Below are 18006 nucleotides of genomic sequence, written 5' to 3' on the forward strand. Positions count from 1 at the left end.
GACCGGGTGCGCGGCCGGATACGGGACCGGATACGGGGCCGCGGGGATCAGGGGCAGGTGGCGTTCGAGTTCGTCGGCATGCTGCCCTTCATCCTGCTGATCGTGGTGGCGGTGTGGCAGTGCGTGCTCATCGGCTACGCGTACTCCCTGGTGGGCAACGCGGCGGACGAGGCGGCGCGGGAGGGGGCGGTGCACGGCGACGCTGCGTGTGATGCGGCCGGGCGGAAATACATCTCCGGCGGGTGGGACAACGTCACCGTGAACTGCACGCCGTCGGGGAACCTCTACAAGGCCACGGTCTCGATGAATCTTCGCGTCCTGTTCCGGGGCTTCGACATCGGTGTCCCCATCACCGGCCACGGCGGCTCCCTGAACGAGCTGGAGGAGGACTGAGATGAACCGGATCCGCGCGATCCGCGGCGGTGATCGCGACCGGGGCCAAGTCGCCCTGGAATACATCGGGTTCCTGCCCTTCCTGCTCCTGCTCGGGCTCGGCGGCATCCAGCTGGGCTGGACCGCGTACGTGACGCAGCAGGCGCAGACGGCCGCGCGTACGGCGGCGCGGGTGGAAGCGCGCTATCCGGGCGAGGGGGTGGCGGCGGGCCTGGAAGCGATCAGGCCGAACCTCGTGGCGGGAGCAGTCATCGAGCGTTCTGTGACGCGCGACTCGATCAGGATGAAGGTGACGCTCACGATCAACTCGGTCGTGCCCGGAATCGGCTCCCGCCCCGTCGAACGGACCGCCGTCATGCCCAACGACGACCCGAGGTGACCGGACCATGAGCCTGCGTTCCAGGGTGAACACCCCCGACGACCGCCACAACCCGCGCGAGGACGGCCGCCTGGTCTCCTCGTACCGCGCCAAGCTGCTGGAGGAGATCGACCTCGCCGAGATGTCGGCGCTCGCTCCGGCCGAGCGCCGCGCGCGACTGGAGCGCGTACTCGGCCACATCATCAGCCGCGAGGGCCCGGTCCTCTCCACCGCCGAGCGCGCCCAGCTCATCCGCCGCGTCGTCGACGAGGCCCTCGGCCTCGGCGTGCTCGAACCGCTCCTCGAAGACCCGACCATCTCCGAGATCATGGTCAACGGCCCCGACCAGATCTTCGTGGAGCGCGCGGGCCGCGTGGTGCAGCTCCCGCTCCGCTTCGCCTCGCACGAGCAGCTGATGCAGACCATCGAGCGCATCGTCTCCACGGTCAACCGCCGGGTGGACGAGGCGAATCCGATGGTCGACGCCCGCCTGCCCAGCGGCGAGCGCGTCAACGTGATCATCCCGCCGCTCTCGCTGACCGGCGCCACCCTCACCATCCGCCGCTTCCCCCGCGCCTTCACTCTCCACGAGATGATCGGCGTCGGCTCCCTGGACGAGCAGATGGTCCTCCTGCTGTCGGGACTCGTCGCGGCCAAGCTGAACGTGATCGTCTCGGGCGCCACCGGCACCGGCAAGACCACCCTCCTCAACGCCCTCTCCGGCCTGATCCCGGAGGGCGAGCGCATCATCACCATCGAGGACTCCGCCGAGCTCCAGCTCCAGCAGGCGCACGTCATCCGCCTCGAGTCCCGCCCGGCCAACGTGGAGGGCAAGGGCGAGATCACCATCCGCGACCTCGTCCGCAACTCCCTGCGCATGCGCCCCGACCGCATCATCGTCGGCGAGGTCCGCGGCGGCGAGACGCTCGACATGCTCCAGGCGATGTCCACCGGTCACGACGGTTCGCTGGCCACCGTGCACGCGAACAGTTCCGTCGACGCCCTGATGCGCCTGCAGACCCTCGCCTCGATGTCCGAGGTGGAGATCCCCTTCGAGGCGCTCCAGGACCAGATCAACAGCGCCGTCCACGTCATCGTCCAGCTCACCCGCTTCGGCGACGGCACGCGCCGCATCACCGAGATCTCCCTCCTCGACTCGCACGGCCGCGAGCCCTTCCGCATCACGACGGTCTGCCGCTTCGCGGCGATGCCCATGGGCCCCGACGGCCGCGTCCACGGCCGCTTCGAGTACTACCCGCTGCCCCGCTGGCTCGCGGACCGCCTCTACATGAACAACCAGCCGATCCCGCAGGCCTTCGGGGTCGAGCCGGTGGCCCCGGACCCGCTCACCGACCCCCTTCCCGCCCGCATCACCCGGACCGCCTTGTGAACCCACTGATCCTCCTCACCCTCGGCGCCACGCTGCTGGCCTGCGTCCTGGTGGTCGCCGGGCTCCATGCCTACGCCGCCGGCCGCGCCCAGCGCGCCGCGCTCATCGAACGCCTCTCGGCGACCGGCCTCCCCGCGCCCCTCGGCCGCACGCGCCGCTTCCCGGGCGTGGACCGGCGCCTGCGCAGGACCAAGCTGGGCCGCGGCATCGAGCGCAAGCTCGGGGTGACCGGCCTGGACCTCACCGTCGGCGAGTACTTCGTCTACATGCTGGCCACGGTCGCCGGGCTCTGGCTGGTTTCGGCCTCCTTCCTGGCTCCCTTCTTCGGCCCGGTGGCGGGCCTGATCGCCCTCTGGGGCGCCAATGCCTTCCTCAACTGGCAGCGGTCGCGCCGCACCGAGCGGTTCATCAACCAACTCCCCGACCTGTCGCGGATCCTCGCCAACGCCACCCAGGCCGGCCTGGCCCTGCGTACGGCCATCGGCATGGCCGCCGAGGAGCTGGAGGCACCCGCCGGCGAGGAACTGGCCCGGGTCGCCGACCGGCTCGCGGTGGGCCATTCCATCGAGGAGGCCCTGGGCGAGATCGAAGAGCGGCTGCCCTCCCGGGAGCTGGTCGTCCTCGTCTCCACCCTCGTCCTGTCCGCCCGCGCGGGCGGCGCGATCGTCGGCAGCCTGCGCAACCTGACGGTGACGCTGGAGCAGCGCAAGGAGACCCGTAGGGAGGTCCGTACCCAGCTGTCCCAGGTCACGGCCACCGCGTACCTGGTGCCGGTGATGGGCGTCGGCTCGCTCCTCCTCGTGGACGCGATGATGCCCGGCGCCCTGGACCGGATGACCGGAGCGGGCATCGGACAGACCGCCGTCCTGGTCGCCCTCGGCCTCTTCGCCCTCGGATTCGTCGCCATCCGCCGCCTGTCCAAGATCGACGTATGAGGAGGCCGGCATGATCGCGCTGCTCCTGGCCCTGGCCTTCGCCCTGTCGGTCCTCGGCGTGTTCCACGGCATCCGGCTCTACCGCGCCGACACCAAACTCCCGTCCGACCTGATGCTGGCCCTGGAGGTCGGCGCCACCCGCACGACGGCCGTCGGCTCCCTCGTCGACCGCATCGGCATCCGCTACGCGCCGCTGATACTGCGCCTGATGGGCCCCGACCGGGTGGCGCGCAAACGCCGCCAGATCGACACGGCGGGCAACCCGTCCGGCCTGACCATCGACCGCTACGCCGCCCGCCGCGCCGTGTACGCCTTCCTCGGCGGCGTCGGGGCCTTCGCCATGCTGATCAACGGCCAGTTGATCCTGGCGCTCCTCATGGTGGCCTTCGGCCTGTTCTGGATCGAGGCCGGCCTCTGGTCGGCGATCCGGATCCGCCGCGACCACATCGACCGGACCCTGCCGGACTTCCTGGACGTCCTCGCCGTGGTCGTCAGCGCCGGGCTCGGCTTCCGGCCCGCGCTGGAGCGGGTCGCGGACAAGTACGAGGGCCCGTGGTCCGACGAGATCCGGATCACCCTCCAGCAGATGACCATGGGCGTCAGCCGCCGCCAGGCCTTCGATGAACTGCGCCGGCGCAACGACTCCGAGCAGGTCGCGCAGTTCGTCACCGCCCTCCAGCAGGGCGAGGAACTGGGCTCCCCGATCGTCGACACCCTGATCGCCATCGCCGAGGACATGCGGCGCACGGACGCCCAGAACGCCCGCCGCCGGGCCGCCAAGGCCGTCCCGAAGGCCACCTTCGTCGTCACGATGTTCATGCTCCCCGGCACCATGATCCTGCTCATCGGCGGGTTCGTGTACGGAGCGGACGTCGACTTCGGCGCCCTGTTCGGGGGCGGCTGAGCCATGCCCGCCTCGCTGGACGACGTCACGGAGTTCGCCGCCGCACGGGACCGGCCGTCCCCCCGCCCCGCGGTGCACCTGCCGATCGCCCTCCAGGCCAACGCCCTGCAGGCGCTGTGCCGCCAGGTCTTCGCCTTCCGCCTCGTGATGATCGCCCTCGCGACGCCGGTGGTGCTGAGCCGTACGGCGCCCGGGGCGCCGACCCACCTGGCGGGCGGCGCGGTCCTGCTCACCTTCCTCCTCTCCTACGTCCTGTTCCGCGACTGGGAGCGCTTCGGACCGCTGCTCCTGCGCCACCGCTGGCCGCTGGCGGTCGACTGGGCCCTCTTCGGCGGACTCCTGTTCCTGACGGCCACCCCCGGCTCCCCGCTCCTCCTCGCCTCGGTGTGCACCCCGCTGCTCGCCGGGATCGTCTACGGCCGGCCCGGCGCGGCCGTGTACGCGCTGGTCCAGGCTGCCGTGGTGGCGCTCGTCGCCGAAGCCCTGACGCTGGCGGTGCTCTGCGTCCTGGCGGGCGCGGCCGGGTCCTCCCTGCGCGGCCTGCTCCTCCGCTTCGGAACGGCCGGGCAGGCTCTGCTGGAGACCCGCGCCCGCCTGGCGGTGACGGAGGCGGTACAGGCCGAACGCGAAGCCCTGGCCCGCGAGTTGCACGACTCCGTCGCGAAGACCCTGCACGGCCTCGCCCTGGCCGCCGACTCCCTGACCCGTACGACGGACCCGGCCGCCCTCCGCCGCCAGGCCGCCGTGGTGTCCGGCGCGGCCCGCCGCGCGGTGGCGGAGTCCCGGGACGTACTGACCGACCTGCGCCGGGACACGGCCGCGCCGGGGGTGTCCCTGGCCGCGGAACTCCGCGCCCGGATCGATGCCGATGCGGCCGAGCTGCGCGTGACCGGCACCCTTCCGGTGGTGCCCTCCCCGGTGGCCCGGCACCTGCTGGCGGTCACGGGCGAGGCCCTGGAGAACGCCCGCCGCCATGCGGGAGCCGCCCGGATCACGGTCGCGGCGGCCGTCGCCGCCTCCGAACTGGTGCTGGTGATCGAGGACGATGGCCGCGGCCTCCCGGACGGCGTCGACCTCGCGTCGCTGCGCGGCGCGGGCCGCTTCGGCCTGCTGGGCATGGCGGAACGCGCGGCCGCGATCGGCGCCCGCCTCCACATAGGAGCCCGCCCGGGCGGGCAGCCGGGGACACAGGTCCGCCTGGCCCTTCCCCTCTCGGCCCTGGCGACGGGGAGGGGCGTCTGATGGCGTCGCCGCTGCGCGTGCTCATCGCCGACGACAACCCGGTCGTACGGGCCGGCCTGGCGGCCCTCCTGGGCACCGCGGAGGGCATCGAGGTGGCGGCGGAGGCCGCGGACGGGCGCGAAGCCCTCCACCTGACCCGCCTCCACACCCCCGACGTCATCCTGCTGGACGTCCGGATGCCCGGCGTGGACGGCATCTCGGCCCTGCCGCACCTCGTGCGGCTCGCACCCGTGCTGATGCTGACGTACAGCCAGGAGGCGGAGATCGTCCGGGAGACGCTGCTGCTGGGTGCGGGCGGCTACTTGGTGCACGGCGAATTCACGCCGGATCACCTGGTGGCGGCCGTCCGCGACGTCCGCGCGGGGCGGGCGCACTTCAGCCCGACGGCGGCGAGCGCGGTGCTCGCGGAACTGCGGACCTCTTCGCATCCGCAACGAACTGTGGGACAGTCGTCGGAGAGGCTTCCCAACCATGCTGTGTTCGGGCTGAGTTCACGTGAGGAGGAGGTCATGGGTCTCATCGCTTCCGGCATGAGTAACCAGCAGATCGCAGCCAGTTGCTTTATCAGCGAGAAGACGGTCAAGAACCACATCAACCGGATCTTCGCGAAGCTCCAGACGGCCACGCGCAGCGAGGCGATAGCCCGTTGGCTGGGAACCGCCCGTCCGGGGGTGGCTGGCCATGGGTAGACGGAGTGCGCAGTGGGTCCGTAATTGGGTCCCGGGACCCTTTGCAACTGCTGGTGCGTCGACGTACCGTCCGCGAACCGATAACGGCGCCGGCTCTGGAGAGGACTCCCATGCAGAACCTCAGACTGCTCAAGGCGATCGTCGAGCGGAAGAACCGCGTGCGGCGGGGTGGGGACGAGGGGCAGACGGTCTTCGAGTATCTGGGGATCATCGTGATCATTGCGCTGATCATCACGGCGATCATCGCGTCTGGGCTGGCAGGCGACATCGTGGGTGCCATCGATGGGGCCTTGGCGGACATTGTCGGCGATTGACCGGCCCGGGCTCGGGTGACAGGGGCCAGGTCCTCCCCTTCTATGCCGCGATGATGGCCTGCCTGCTCTTCGCCGCGTTGGCCTTCGTCGCCGTCGGGATGGCGGGGGCCACGCGCAGCGATGCGCAAGGTGCCGCCGACGCGGCAGCGCTCGCCGCTGCCCGGGAGACCAGGGACAACCTGCTCGTGGGCATGGATCTCCTCACGCTCACACCCGCCGACTGGGAGGACATCCTTGACGGTGATCGGCTCGACCCGAATGGGGCTTGCGCGAAGGCGAGCGATTTTGCCGCCTCGAACGGTGCCACTGCGGAGTGCAGCGCTGGGGTTTTGAGGTTCACCGTCACCACGGAGACTGACAAGGCGGTTGGGGACACGGTCATCCCCGGAACCGAGGACATGAAAGGCCACGCCGCAGCGACTGCCGTGATCGAGCCTCGGTGCACTTTGAAGCCGGGGCCGACCCCCACAGCGACACCGTCGCCCAGCGCGACACCCGGTCCGGTCGCCATCGATTGCAGGGGCGGAGGCGTGGTCACGGTGGACCCCTCGACACCAGGTTCATTGACCAAGCTGGCGAGGCAGCTCTTCAATGTGCGACTGATCAACTGACAACGAACCGAAGGACAAGGAAGCGGAGAACATGAGCATTCGGCAGAAGGTGAAGGTCCGCGGGGGAGCGGCCGTTGCGGTTGCGGCGGTCTTGGCCCTCGCGCTGGCCGGGTGCGGCGGAGCAGGTGAGAAGCCGAAGGAGTCCCAGGGGTCCGAGACTCCCCAGAACCAAGGAAGCAGCCCTGAGCAGCCCGCGCCCAGCGCAAGCAAGGGCTCGGGGCCTCTCGAAGTAATTGCTACGGCACAAGGGCCTTCCGGTCTCGTAATGGAAATCAATTCGGCTGTTCGCGACCCAGATGGCTATGTCACCGTAAGCGGTCAGATCAAGAACACAGGATCCGAGAGGTTCACTAGCCTCGGGGCCTTGCGCGGTGAAGAAAGGACGGCCAGTCCCGGGTCCGTTGCCGGCGCAAGCTTGGTCGACGCTGTTGGCAAGAAGCGCTACCCCGTGCTGCGTGACACAGAGGGACGATGTGCATGCACTACCGGTCTCACGTCCATCAAGGGTGGGGAGAGTGCCGCCTTTTTCGCACAGTTCCCCTCGCCGCCGGCTACCACCACCGATGTCTCCTTCAGTCTGCCGATCTTTGCCGCGGCCACCGTCAAACTCTCCGGGTGACCCCATGACCAAACGTCATCGCATCACGGCAGCCACGGCCGTCGCCGGTCTCATCATCGCGGGCGTCCACTTCACCGGGGCGACCAGCGCGCAGGCCGACGACGTCACGCCATCCGTACCTCCCGGGACGGAACCTTCTGCCTCGACGCCCGTGCCCATCAAAGCCGATTCCCCAGGGTTGAAGCTGCCCCAAGGGGGTGTCCTCGCACCTCCCAAGGTGCTGGACATGGTCGAGGTAGTCGAAGACATCGGCGGCGAGGAACGGCGTCAGGAGACGAACCAGACGGTCATGATGGCGCTCCAGTCCGAGGTGATGTTCCCCGAGGACAGTGCCATCTTCAACGCCCAGGCCGCCGCCCGTATCCAGGCCATCGCGCAGGAGATCAACACCCAGAAGGCCACCACCGTCCGAGTCTTCGGCTTCACGGACGACCAGGGCAGCTACGAGCACGGCAAGGAACTTTCCAAGAAGCGTGCCGACGCGGTCCAGGCCGAGCTGGCGAAGACGGTGACCAACCCGGGCGTCACCTTCGACGTACGCGGCTACAGCGAGGACTACCCGATCGCCGACAACGGCACCGAGGAAGGCCGCAAGAAGAACCGCCGCGTGGAGATCACCTTCCCGCGCAGCATCAAGTAGGCCGCGACCCCGTCGCCCGCTCCGGCGGGGGCGGGGTCAGTCCGTCAGCAGGTGGTCGGCCTTGCCGGCCTTGATGTCCCGGATGAGTTGTTGCAGTGCCTGGCGGGTGTCCGTGAGGTAGGTGTCTTCTTGGCCGGAGAGTGCGATGTAGCTGTTGCCGTCCCCGTCCACCCCGATCCGGTAGCAAGCGCTGGCCTCAGCGCAATAGGGGTCTTCCCAAGTGATGTCGGCCATCGTTCCCCTCACAGTTGGCGCGCCACATCGTGGATGAAGTCACGGGACTTGTCAGGCGCAAGGCTAAGCCGTTCCGTCCAGTCCAATTGGGCGCGATATTTGGCTAGTTGGACTTCGGTGTGCAGGAAGTCGGGTCCGTGCGTGTTGTCGCTCTGCACGGTGTCGAGCTGCGGGACCGGCCCCTCCAGGTAGTTGACCGTCTGGCCGGCACCGGGGAACCCTCCGGCCTCGAAGGGGAGGACGCGGATGGTGACGGTGTCCCGCTCGGAAAACTGGAGAAGGTGCTCCAGCTGAGCCCTCGCTACGAGGCGGCCACCGAACTGCATCCGCAACGCCGCTTCGTGCAGGATGGCGACGTACTCGGGCGCCGAGGCGCCTTCCAGTACCTGCTGCCGTTCCAGTCTATGCGCCAGTCGCAGGGCGGCTTCTGGCTCTGGGAGGGCCGGTACTGCGAACCGGAAAATGGCAAGTGCGTGATCACTGGTTTGCAAGAGTCCGGGAATGTGCACCGAATGCGCGCACCGGATCCGTGTCGCGTGGGATTCCAGCTCGGCGATGTCGAGTATCGCCGACGACAGTCGGCCCCGGTAGTGCTCCCACCAGCCGCGCTTCTGGGGCTGCGCCATGTCGACGAGTGCGTCGATGTACCGCTCGTCGGCGCAGTCGCAGTGACAGGCCAGCGACCGGAGACGCTCCTCACTGATGGTGCGGATTCCCTGCTCGATGGCGGAGATCTTGGAGCGGTCGACACCGAGGAGTCCTGCGGCGGACTCGGCGGAAACGTCTGCGGCCAGCCTCAGCTTGCGTAGCTCGGCACCCAGTCGCTTCTGTCGTTCGGTCGGCGAGGTCCTTGGGGGCATGGCTGCAGTCTGCCGTGTCGATGGCCCAGGGATCCACAGTGGGCAAACTTCCGTACTGCGGTGGCGAATTCACCACCAACTTCGCTACCTTGGGTAGTGCACCGCTCACGCAAGGGAGTTGGAAGTGCATCGCCGCAGCATGCCTCGGCCTCGGCGACGAGCCACTGCCCCCACCAAACGCGAGAGCAACCCGTGCGCGTCGAGCTCACCGAAGTTGCGTCCTCATCCGCGTTGCGACAGGGAGTCCGTCATGCTCAGCCCCTTCATGCCCCCCAGCCCCGGCTGTTTCGACGCTTGCCCGCCAAGCGACGAGCCGCCGTCGCCCGACGGGCTGTCGTGCAGCCTGACCGTGCCCGGGGAGCCGTACAGCGCCCAGATCGCGCGCAGCACCGTACGGTCCGTGCTCCACGCACACCACCTCGACCGGGTCGTGCCCGCCGCCGTACAGGTCGTCGGCGAACTCATCGCCGCTGCCTGGTACTTGGACCCCGGCCGGAGTCTTTATCTCGCCCTCCGTCACCGCGAAGCCGCCCTCCGCCTCACGGTCTACGACGGGCACACTCCTCACACCCACCCCCGCCTCGCCGCCCACTGCGAGGCCCGTCGCCGCGCCGCCCTGCGGGTGATGGCCGCCGTCGTGCGGGACTGTGGCGGAGCCTGGGGCTTCGGGGAGTCCCGGGAACCCGGCGGCGGGACCCGGACCTGGGCCAGCCTGCCGGTCGAAGGGGCCGCCGGGTACCTGGCCTCCTGAGAGGGCCCTTCAGTTCTGTACGTAGACGGATTGGTCCAGGTAGCGGTCCTGTTCCAGGTTGTCGAGCATGAAGGCGGCGAGGTCGGCCCGGGAGATCCTGCCGAGGATGGATTTTCCCCGGTAGTCCCCGTGCCGGTAGGTGCCCGTGGCGGGGCCGTAGGTGAGGGTCGGCGGCTGGACGATCGTGTACGTGAGGCCGGAGCGGCGTACGTACGCGTCCTGCCGCTCCTTGGCCCGGAAGCCGGTGCGCACGAGGAGACGGACCGCGCCGACCGTGCCGCGCATCGCGGGGCCGAGCCGGCGCCGGCTGATCGCGCTGGTGCCGAATCCCGTGAGCACCTCCACGCGCTCCACGCCGGTGTTCCGCATCGCCGCGAGTACGGCCCGGGTGCCCGTGTCGCAGATGGGGTCGCCGAGGGTGATGATCGCTGCTCGGGCTCCGGCGAGGGCCTTCTCCAGGGCCGGTGGGTGGTCGAGTTCGGCGACCGCGACCGTCAGCCCCGGATGGCGGAGCGCGATGTGTTCGGGGTCGCGGGTGACGGCGACGACCTCGTGGCCCCTGCGCAGGGCTTCGGGGACGAGTGCGGAGCCGACGCTGCCGCTGGCGCCGAAGACGGTGATTCTCATGGCGGTGCTCTTCTGTTGTCGTCGCGGGAGCCGGTGCGGGTCGCCGTGTCAGGAGGAGGAGGTGGCGGGCAGGCTGGTGATGCAGAGTTGCAGGAGCATGGCGAGGATGTCCTCGACGAAGCTCCGGCGGCGTTGGCCTCGGCGAACTTCTTGAACTCCGCCAGGCCGTGGTACTCACCGAGGCTGCCCCCGCGCCAGACCATGTCCTCGGCCCAGTAACGCTCCAGGGCGGAGAGGTCCCCGGTGTTCAGGACGTTGTCGATGAAGTTCCGGACGACGGTGATGTTGTCCTGCGTGTTCGTGCTCGTGCTCGTGTTCGTGCTCATGGTGGTGCTCCTTGCCGTGTGTGGGTGGGTCCGTGCGTGGGTGGGTCAGGCGGAGAGGCGGGTGGTGAACCAGGACGCGATGCGTTCGGCGACGCGGTGGCCGGTCTTGGGCGCCATGTTGTTGAAGCCGTGGACGCCGTCGGGCCAGACGTCGAGGTCGGCGTGGTTGCCGGCTGCCTGCCAGCGGGCGGCCATGAACAGGCTGTCGTCCAGGAGCGGATCGAGGGAGCCCACGGTGAAGAGGGCGGGCGGCAGGCCGTCCAGCCTCGCGAAGACCCGGCGCCGTACATCCACCGGATGCCGGACCACGCGGGCGCGCCCCGGGCGCGGGTCGACCTGCGGCTGTTCGGAAGCCGGCTGGCCCTGGAGGTCACGGGAACCAGCAGCGGCGTGAGCGTCGAAACGTTCGGGGCCACCGAGCAGGAGGGTGTGAGCGTGGCCGATGTGCGGCGGAAGCCGAAGGCGGGTGCGCCCGCGGCCTGACCCCGGCCGCGATCCCCAGAGCACGTGGACGGGGTCAGAGCAGGAGGGCGATGGCTGTCGCCACCATGACCGCCGCCGTCGCGGCGTGGACTCCGTAGGCGGTGGCCTTCGGCCCGCCGCTGCGCAGCACGATCACCGTGTCCGCGACCGGCATCACCGCGAACGTCAGCAGGTACCAACCCAGCACCGACGTCGGCGCGGTGAGCATCAGGACGAACATGAAGACCCCGCACACGATCTCGCGCGCACCCTTCACGTGCAGCCAGGACCGGAAGGCGGGGTCGTCGACCGGTGTATCGGGGATGCCGAAGCCGGTGGCGTTCTGCGGCTTCGCGAGGGCCATCGCGCCCATGGCGATGAGGGCGGCGCCGAGCAGGCCGGCGAGAACGGTGGCAAGGGTGGTGAGCATCGGTTGTCCTGTCCTGTTCGTTGACGTGGTCGTTCGGGGAGCGGGGGAGCTTGGGGAGCGGGGGCGGGGGAGCGGGGTGGGTCTCAGGGGACGAGGACGATCCGGCCGCGGACGCCGCCCTTGGCCATGGCCTCGTAGGCGTCGGCCGCATCGGCGAGGGGTACGACGGCGTGGACGCGGGCCGGCAGCTCCCCCGTCGCCGCGCGTTCGAGCAGTCGGGCGAGGAGGGGGCCGTCGGGGCGGGCGAAGAGGACCCCGACGGTGATGCCGCGCTCCTCGGGAAGGCGGGGCGCGGGCTGCACGCCCACGAAGCGGCCGCCGTCGCGCACCGCCCGCAGGGCGTCCTCCTGCAGGGCTCCGGCGTCGGCGACGGCGTCCCAGCCCTGCCCGACCCCGGTGGCGAAGTCGGCGCCGAGGCCCCGTACGAACGGCTCGTCGGCCGTACGGGCCGTCCCGGTCACCTCCCAGCCGCGGTCCTGGGCGAGTACGGCGGCGTACGCGCCCACCGCGCCGGCCGCGCCCGTCACCAGCAGGCGGCGGCCCCCCGCGGGCGCCTCGCCGAGGAGGTCGACGAGCTGGGCCGCGGCGGTGGCGTTGAGCGGCACCACGGCCGCCTCGACCAGGTCCAGGGCGTCCGGTACGACGGCGACCTTCGCGGCGGAGACCAGGAGGTGTTCGGCATGGGATCCGTGGTCGCGGTCGAAGCCGTCGAGGAACCCGGCGACCCGGGTGCCGACCCGGAGCTCGACGCCCGGTCCGACGGCGTCGACCGTGCCGGCGAAGTCCCAGCCGAGCCCGGTGTGCTGAGGCTGGTCGACCAGGCCGAGCCGGTGGAAGACGCCCCCTGCCACCCCCAGGTCCACCGGGTTGACCGCCGCGGCCGCGACCTCGACCCGGATCTGGTCCGGCCCCGGCTCGGGCAGGGGGACGGTGACCGTGCGGATCGACCGGGGTCCGGACGGGACGCGGACCACGGCGCGGCGGGAAGTGGTGTGCTGCATCTCAACTGCTCCTTCGTGGAGGCCCGGTGAGGTGGACGGCCTTGCCATCGCTCGGGCATGTCACCACCATGGAGCCACCTGCTCATCGGCGGGAAGGAGGCACCTGAAGGTGCCTAAGTGACCGAGTGGAGACGCGAGTTATGGCGACGAGGACCGCGGCGGAGCGACGGGCCGAGGCCAAGGCGGAGTACGACGCGTTCTTCGCGCAGTGCCCCAGCCGCCAACTCCTGGAGCGGATCTCCGACAAGTGGGTCGCCCTCGTGCTCGCCGCCCTGGGCGGGGACGGACCGGGGACCAACCCCGGTGACGAGCCGATGCCCATGCGCTTCTCCGAGCTGCAACGCCGGATCTCGGGCGTGAGCCAGAAGATGCTGACGCAGACGCTGCGCGCACTGGAGCGCGACGGGATGGTGACCAGGACCGTGACCCCCACGGTGCCCGTCACCGTCAGCTATGAGCTGACCGGTCTCGGCCGCTCGCTCCAGGGGCTCATGAAGGGGATCAAGGCCTGGGCGGAGGGCCACATGGAAGAGGTCCTCACGCATCGCGGCGGCTTCGACCAGGGGCAGGGCGCCGCCGCCGACTGACGGACGAAGTGGTCCCGGATCGCGGGGGATCAGTCGCGGCGGGCGAGGTTCAGGCGGGCCGCCTGGCGGGTCAGGTGCTCGCGTTCCGCGAGGTTGGAGGCCTGGTGGGCCGCCTCGGCGTACAGACGGGCCGCGGTGGCCAGGTCGCCGTCGCGTTCGTGGAGGTACGCCGCCACCGCGGTGTGGCGGGGGAGCGCGGCGTCCAGTTCCGCGAGGGCCGCGAGGCCGGCCCGGGGGCCGTCGGCCTCGCCGACCGCCACCGCCCGGTTGAGGCGTACGACCGGACTGCCGGTCAGGCGCACCAGCTCGTCGTACCACTCCACGATCTGCACCCAGTCGGTCTCCTCGGTGGCCTGCGCGTCGGCATGGAGCGCGGCGATCGCCGCCTGGGCCTGGAACTCGCCCAGCCGGTCGCGGGCGAGCGCGGCATGGAGGATGCCGATGCCCTCGGCGATCAGCGCCGTGTCCCACCGGGTGCGGTCTTGCTCGGCGAGCGGGACCAGGCTTCCGTCGGGGGTGGTGCGCGCGGCCCGCCGGGCGTGGTGGATCAGCATCAGGGCGAGGAGCCCCGACACCTCGGGGTGGTCGATCGAGGCAGCCAGGCCGCGGGTGAGACGGATCGCCTCGGCGGCAAGGTCTATGTCGCCGGAGTAGCCCTCGTTGAAGACCAGGTAGAGCACGCGCAGGACCGTACCGACGTCGCCGGGGCGGTCGAAACGGACGTCGGCGACGGTCCGCTTGGCGCGGCTGATGCGCTGCGCCATGGTCGCCTCGGGGACCAGGTAGGCCGCCGCGATCTGGCGCGTCGTCAGCCCGCCGACCGCGCGCAGGGTGAGCGCGACGGCGGAGGAGGGGGTGAGGGAGGGGTGGGCGCACAGGAAGTAGAGCTGGAGCGTGTCGTCCACCGCGGGAGCGGGGCCCGGCGCCGGCTCCTCCTCCACCCGGTCCTCACGCCGACGGCGGGCGGTGTCCGCCCGCGTCGCGTCGAGGAACCGCCGCCAGGCCACGGTGACCAGCCAGCCCTTCGGATCCCGGATGGGGTATCCCCTGCTCGAAGAGCTTGGGGAGGGATCCTCGGGCCAGACCCGCACCGCTTCGAGCAGCGCCTCCTGCACGGCGTCCTCGGCCGCCGCGAAGTCGGCTCCGCGGCGGACGAGGATTCCGAGGACGTGCGGAGTGAGGCTCCGGAGCAGGGCCTCGTCCACGTCAGTGGCACTCGGGAACGGTGGGCGGGGCGGACAGGAAGGGGCGCAGCTCCAGCCACTCGTGGATGGGCCTGCCGCCCGCGCCGGGGGCGGCCGACAGCTCCCCGGCCAGCTCGACGGCGCGGTCGTAGCCGTCCACGTCGATGACCATCCAGCCGGCGATCAGGTCCTTGGTCTCGGCGAAGGGGCCGTCGGTGACGGGCGGGCGGCCCTCGCCGTCGTAGCGGACCCAGGTCCCCTCGGGGGCGAGCGCCTGACCGTCGACGAACTCGCCGGTGCCCTCGAGCTTGGCCGCGAAGTCGTGCATGTACTGGATGTGGGCCGTGATCTCCTCCGGCGTCCACTCGCTCATGGGGACGTCGTTCGCGCAAGCCGGGGCGCCGCGGTAGTGCTTGAGAAGCAGGTACTTGGCCATGATGGTCTCCTCCGTGCTGTGCGGCCATTGTGGCCGCTTCCACGGAGGAGACGGAGCCGGGCACGGGTTCTCGACATCTTCTCGACGTCACCGCCGAAGTTTTTTCCACGGGATTCGAGGAGGCGGTTCGGGCGGCGGTCCGGGGGCGGTGCGGAGGCGGTGCCGGCTGCTTCAGGTGCGGTAGACGTGGTCGCTCTTCAGCCAGCCGTCGGCGTCGCGGTCCTTCCAGGTGCCGTCCTCGTGGCCCTTGCCGTGGCAGTGCCACCAGCCCCAGCTCCAGCCGTGATGGTGGCGCTTGTTCTGGGCCAGCCCGTGCCAATGGCAGTAGCTGGTGCCGTGATCGTGGTGCTCGTGATCGCCGTCACCGCTGTGGGCGGGCGCCACCGCGGTGGCGGAACGGGGGGTGGTCGGCGCGGCCGACGCGCTGGAGGACAGCAGGGTGCCCGCTGTGACCAGGGCGGCCGAGGCGGTGAGGACGGCGAGACGGCGCCGGGTGCGGGGCAGGGGGGTCAGGGGGGTCATGCGAAGTCACCTCCGGCGAGCAGGGACGGAGAACGATGGGTCACCTGCTCTCCGTGGACCCACTCCTCCATTAGCCCCGGGGCGGTGCGCGGAGTCATGCCCCTGGAGTTCGGGGCTTGACGGTCCGGGTGCGCAGGGTGCGCCGCGTGCTCTACGTGCGAAAACGCCTTCGGTGCGCGCCGGGGCTCGGGGGCCTCGGTGCGCACCGAAGGGGATCGGGCTGGGTCAGTCGGTCAGGGGCGGTTCGTTCAGCAGGTGGGGATGCGGTTCAGGTTCGCGGCGTAGCGGGCGGCGATCCAGCCGCGGCCGTCGGCGAGCTTGTACCAAAGGGCGTTGCCGTCGACCGCCGTGCCGTTGGTCTTGCACATCACCTGGACCTCGGTGCCGTACTTGACCACGCCGCTCTTCTTGTACTGGGTGCCGGGGCCGGTGCGGATGTGCAGCTTGTCGCTGACGATGCCGGCCTTCGGCTTGCCGGGCTGGTCGCCCTTGCCGCCGTGGTCCTTGCCACCGTGGTCCTTACCGCCGTGGTCCTTGCCGCACTTGCAGTCGCCGGGCTTGCCCTGGTCGCCCTTCGGGCCCTTGGGACCCTGCGGTCCCTGCTCGCCCTTGGGTCCGCCGGGCCCGCGCTCGCCCTTCGGGCCCCTCGGGCCCTGCTCGCCCGGCTTGCCCTTCGGCCCGCCCGGTCCGCGCGCTCCCGTGGGTCCGGCCTGGCCGGTGTCCCCGCGGTTGCCCTTGTCGCCCTTCTGGCCCTTGTCACCCTTCGGACCCTGGTCGCCCTTGTCACCCTTGTCGCCCTTGGGTCCGCCGGCCGGGCCGGTGTCGCCCTTCGGGCCTGTCGGGCCGGTGTCGCCCTTCGGGCCGCCCGCCGGGCCCGTGTCGCCCTTCGGGCCGGGTGCCCCGGTGTCGCCCTTCGGACCCTGCGGGCCTCCGGCCGGTCCCTGGTCGCCCTTCGGGCCCGTAGGGCCGGTGTCGCCCTTCGGACCCTGGTGGCCCTTGGGGCCCTCGGGCCCCTTCGGCCCGCGGTCGCCCTTCTCGCCGCGGTCCCCCTTCTCACCGCGGTCGCCGCGGTCCCCACGGTCGCCCTTCTCGCCGCGCTCGCCCTGGTCGCCCTTGTCCCCCTTGGGGCCGGGGCGGCCGTGGTGACCGGGCTTTCCGTCGTGGCCCGGCTTCCCGTCGTGGCCGTCGTGTCCGTCGTCGCCCTTGGGCCCCGTCACCGGGGTGGACACCGCGTACAGGGCGGGCGAGGAGCCCGCTCCGGCCGCCCACTCGCCGCCGTCGAGCGTGGTGCCCTCGGGAGCGTCGGCGTCCACCCGTACGAGTACGCCCAGCCGGGTGTCGCTCTCCGCCGGGAAGGCGAAGCCCGCGCGGGTGCCCGCGTCGCAGGTCAGCTGGCGGGAGTTGCCCGAGAGGGTGCAGGGTGCGCCCGCACGGTCGCCGTTCCAGTAGAAGCGGGCCTCGGGGAAGGTCGTCCGCTCCGGCGCGGTGATCCGGAATCTGCTGCTGAGCGCCGACTTCTCGCCGGTCTCCGCCACGATCACCACACGGCCGGTCTTGCCGGCGGCGATCGAGGGGACGTACGGCTGGGAGAACCGGAGGTGCGGCGAGCCGGCGGCGAAAGCCGGCACGGCCGGCAGCAGGCAGCTCGCGGTGACGGCCGCGACGACCAGGGCGGCCGACGTGCAGCGGGAAGCAGACAAGGGTGTTTCCTCCGCGAGGAAAGGCGACGGAACCGGAGGACGACCGCCGAATGCGGTCTTCCGGTGGACAAAAGTGCCAACACCAGTTAAAAGCTGACAATGCGACCCGGTTGTGTACGACGCGTAACCGATCACTCGGCAGCCGCGTGAATCCCTCCGCCGTGGCCCCCGCTGTCCCGGACCAGGACGTACGCCGCCTCGCGCGCCCGCACCGCCGCCGCCGGCCCCGGTTCCAGGGCCGCGACCACCGTGGCCCCCTCGACCAGCAGCAGCAGGTGCTCCGCCAGGCCCTCCCGGCCGGGACCGGCGATGCCGGCCAGCAGCGCCCGTAGCTCCGCCTTGTGACGGCGTACGACGTCCAGCACTCCGGCGGGGCCCGCGCCCAGCTCCCCGTACGCGTTCAGGAACGCGCAGCCGCGGAAGTCCGGCTCCGAGAACCACCCCGCGAGCCACTCGAAGACGGCCCCGACGGGATCGTCCTGCCCCGCGGCCACCGCTGCGCCCAGGCTCCCCATCCAGCGGCGGTCCCGGCGCTCCAGATAGGCGGTGACCAGGGATTCCTTGGCCGGGTAGAGGCGGTAGAGCCGCTTGAGCGGGATGCCCGACTCCGCACGGATGCGGTCCATGCCGACAGCCTGGATGCCCTCGGCGTAGAACAGCGCCTCCGCGGCGTCCAGCAGACGCGTGCGGGCCTCGTCGTCGGTCGTCGGGGTGGCTGCGGGGGCGGAGGCGGAGGTGGCGGGCATGGAAGCAGCGTAGACCAGAATCGCTTGCGTCGAGAACGACCGTTC

25 protein-coding genes are annotated in these 18006 nt (G+C 71.0%); 13 read left to right on the forward strand and 12 right to left on the reverse strand.

Features of this window, described 5'->3' with window-relative positions; genetic code table 11:
• The first annotated feature begins 57 nt into the window (after positions 1-57).
• From OG435_RS28695 to OG435_RS28740, 10 genes are all read left to right on the forward strand, one after another.
• A complete protein-coding gene (locus OG435_RS28695; protein ID WP_266880827.1) occupies positions 58-393 on the forward strand; it encodes a TadE/TadG family type IV pilus assembly protein in 336 nt (111 codons plus the stop codon).
• Between the two features lies 1 nt (position 394).
• On the forward strand, positions 395-772 hold the full coding sequence (locus OG435_RS28700) for a TadE/TadG family type IV pilus assembly protein (RefSeq protein ID WP_266880828.1): 378 nt from the start codon (positions 395-397) through the stop codon (positions 770-772).
• Between the two features lie 7 nt (positions 773-779).
• Positions 780-2141 (forward strand): CpaF family protein, encoded by a 1362-nt coding sequence (locus OG435_RS28705; RefSeq protein ID WP_266880829.1) that lies wholly within the window; start codon positions 780-782, stop codon positions 2139-2141.
• Entirely contained in the window at positions 2138-3076 is a 939-nt protein-coding gene (locus OG435_RS28710) for a type II secretion system F family protein (protein ID WP_266880830.1), read from the forward strand. Before OG435_RS28705 ends, OG435_RS28710 begins: the two co-directional genes overlap by 4 nt.
• Positions 3077-3089: 13 nt before the next feature.
• Positions 3090-3980, forward strand: a complete 891-nt coding sequence (locus OG435_RS28715) for a DUF5936 domain-containing protein (protein WP_266882159.1) — start codon at positions 3090-3092, stop codon at positions 3978-3980.
• A gap of 3 nt (positions 3981-3983) precedes the next feature.
• Positions 3984-5222 carry a sensor histidine kinase gene (locus OG435_RS28720; RefSeq protein ID WP_266880831.1) on the forward strand — a complete coding sequence of 413 codons (1239 nt, stop codon included), beginning with the start codon at positions 3984-3986 and terminating at the stop codon, positions 5220-5222.
• Complete coding sequence (locus OG435_RS28725) at positions 5222-5911, forward strand: response regulator (RefSeq protein WP_266880832.1); 690 nt, start codon at positions 5222-5224, stop codon at positions 5909-5911. Before OG435_RS28720 ends, OG435_RS28725 begins: the two co-directional genes overlap by 1 nt.
• Before the next feature lie 110 nt (positions 5912-6021).
• Complete coding sequence (locus tag OG435_RS28730; RefSeq protein WP_266880833.1) at positions 6022-6225, forward strand: hypothetical protein; 204 nt, start codon at positions 6022-6024, stop codon at positions 6223-6225.
• Positions 6222-6836 carry a pilus assembly protein TadG-related protein gene (locus OG435_RS28735; protein ID WP_266880834.1) on the forward strand — a complete coding sequence of 205 codons (615 nt, stop codon included), beginning with the start codon at positions 6222-6224 and terminating at the stop codon, positions 6834-6836. The genes OG435_RS28730 and OG435_RS28735 overlap by 4 nt, the downstream gene beginning before the upstream one ends.
• A gap of 623 nt (positions 6837-7459) precedes the next feature.
• On the forward strand, positions 7460-8095 hold the full coding sequence (locus OG435_RS28740; RefSeq protein ID WP_266880835.1) for an OmpA family protein: 636 nt from the start codon (positions 7460-7462) through the stop codon (positions 8093-8095).
• Between the two features lie 36 nt (positions 8096-8131).
• Here the strand turns inward: OG435_RS28740 and OG435_RS28745 are convergent, their stop codons facing one another.
• Positions 8132-8329 carry a hypothetical protein gene (locus OG435_RS28745; protein ID WP_266880836.1) on the reverse strand — a complete coding sequence of 66 codons (198 nt, stop codon included), beginning with the start codon at positions 8327-8329 and terminating at the stop codon, positions 8132-8134.
• Positions 8330-8337: 8 nt separating this feature from the next.
• On the reverse strand, positions 8338-9189 hold the full coding sequence (locus OG435_RS28750) for a helix-turn-helix domain-containing protein (protein ID WP_266880837.1): 852 nt from the start codon (positions 9187-9189) through the stop codon (positions 8338-8340).
• A gap of 250 nt (positions 9190-9439) precedes the next feature.
• Here OG435_RS28750 and OG435_RS28755 point away from each other — a divergent pair, with 250 nt between their 5' ends.
• On the forward strand, positions 9440-9940 hold the full coding sequence (locus OG435_RS28755) for an ATP-binding protein (RefSeq protein ID WP_266880838.1): 501 nt from the start codon (positions 9440-9442) through the stop codon (positions 9938-9940).
• 9 nt (positions 9941-9949) lie between these two features.
• On the opposite strand, the gene OG435_RS28760 is transcribed toward OG435_RS28755, so the two are convergent.
• Genes OG435_RS28760 through OG435_RS28770 form a run of 3 tightly spaced genes read right to left on the reverse strand, consistent with a single transcriptional unit; the run spans position 9950 to position 11187 of the window.
• Complete coding sequence (locus OG435_RS28760) at positions 9950-10567, reverse strand: NAD(P)-dependent oxidoreductase (protein WP_266880839.1); 618 nt, start codon at positions 10565-10567, stop codon at positions 9950-9952.
• The gene (locus OG435_RS28765) at positions 10564-10893 is read right to left on the reverse strand and encodes a nuclear transport factor 2 family protein (RefSeq protein WP_323187919.1); all 330 of its coding nucleotides are present in this window, start codon (positions 10891-10893) and stop codon (positions 10564-10566) included. Before OG435_RS28765 ends, OG435_RS28760 begins: the two co-directional genes overlap by 4 nt.
• Before the next feature lie 45 nt (positions 10894-10938).
• Entirely contained in the window at positions 10939-11187 is a 249-nt protein-coding gene (locus OG435_RS28770) for an alpha/beta hydrolase (protein ID WP_266880840.1), read from the reverse strand.
• A gap of 3 nt (positions 11188-11190) precedes the next feature.
• Here OG435_RS28770 and OG435_RS28775 point away from each other — a divergent pair, with 3 nt between their 5' ends.
• Entirely contained in the window at positions 11191-11376 is a 186-nt protein-coding gene (locus OG435_RS28775) for a hypothetical protein (protein WP_266880841.1), read from the forward strand.
• A 34-nt stretch (positions 11377-11410) separates the two neighbouring features.
• Here OG435_RS28775 and OG435_RS28780 read toward each other — a convergent pair whose 3' ends face one another.
• Both OG435_RS28780 and OG435_RS28785 read right to left on the reverse strand, forming a co-directional pair.
• Positions 11411-11785: a DUF4267 domain-containing protein gene (locus OG435_RS28780; protein WP_266880842.1), complete on the reverse strand. Its 375-nt coding sequence runs from the start codon at positions 11783-11785 to the stop codon at positions 11411-11413.
• Positions 11786-11868: 83 nt separating this feature from the next.
• A complete protein-coding gene (locus tag OG435_RS28785) occupies positions 11869-12786 on the reverse strand; it encodes an NADP-dependent oxidoreductase (RefSeq protein ID WP_266880843.1) in 918 nt (305 codons plus the stop codon).
• A 140-nt stretch (positions 12787-12926) separates the two neighbouring features.
• Between OG435_RS28785 and OG435_RS28790 the strand changes: the two genes are divergently transcribed.
• Positions 12927-13373, forward strand: coding sequence for a winged helix-turn-helix transcriptional regulator (locus OG435_RS28790; RefSeq protein ID WP_266880844.1), 447 nt, complete (start codon positions 12927-12929; stop codon positions 13371-13373).
• Between the two features lie 29 nt (positions 13374-13402).
• On the opposite strand, the gene OG435_RS28795 is transcribed toward OG435_RS28790, so the two are convergent.
• From OG435_RS28795 to OG435_RS28820, 5 genes are all read right to left on the reverse strand, one after another.
• A complete protein-coding gene (locus OG435_RS28795) occupies positions 13403-14578 on the reverse strand; it encodes an RNA polymerase sigma factor (RefSeq protein ID WP_266880845.1) in 1176 nt (391 codons plus the stop codon).
• 1 nt (position 14579) lies between these two features.
• Positions 14580-14993 carry a YciI family protein gene (locus tag OG435_RS28800; protein ID WP_266880846.1) on the reverse strand — a complete coding sequence of 138 codons (414 nt, stop codon included), beginning with the start codon at positions 14991-14993 and terminating at the stop codon, positions 14580-14582.
• Between the two features lie 171 nt (positions 14994-15164).
• A complete protein-coding gene (locus tag OG435_RS28805; RefSeq protein WP_266880847.1) occupies positions 15165-15515 on the reverse strand; it encodes a hypothetical protein in 351 nt (116 codons plus the stop codon).
• Positions 15516-15763: 248 nt separating this feature from the next.
• Positions 15764-17215: an SH3 domain-containing protein gene (locus OG435_RS50185; RefSeq protein ID WP_323187920.1), complete on the reverse strand. Its 1452-nt coding sequence runs from the start codon at positions 17213-17215 to the stop codon at positions 15764-15766.
• 131 nt (positions 17216-17346) lie between these two features.
• Entirely contained in the window at positions 17347-17961 is a 615-nt protein-coding gene (locus OG435_RS28820) for a TetR/AcrR family transcriptional regulator (protein WP_266880848.1), read from the reverse strand.
• Positions 17962-18006: the final 45 nt, after the last annotated feature.

It is taken from the genome of Streptomyces sp. NBC_01264 (assembly GCF_026340675.1).
Classification (GTDB): Bacteria; Actinomycetota; Actinomycetes; order Streptomycetales; family Streptomycetaceae; genus Streptomyces.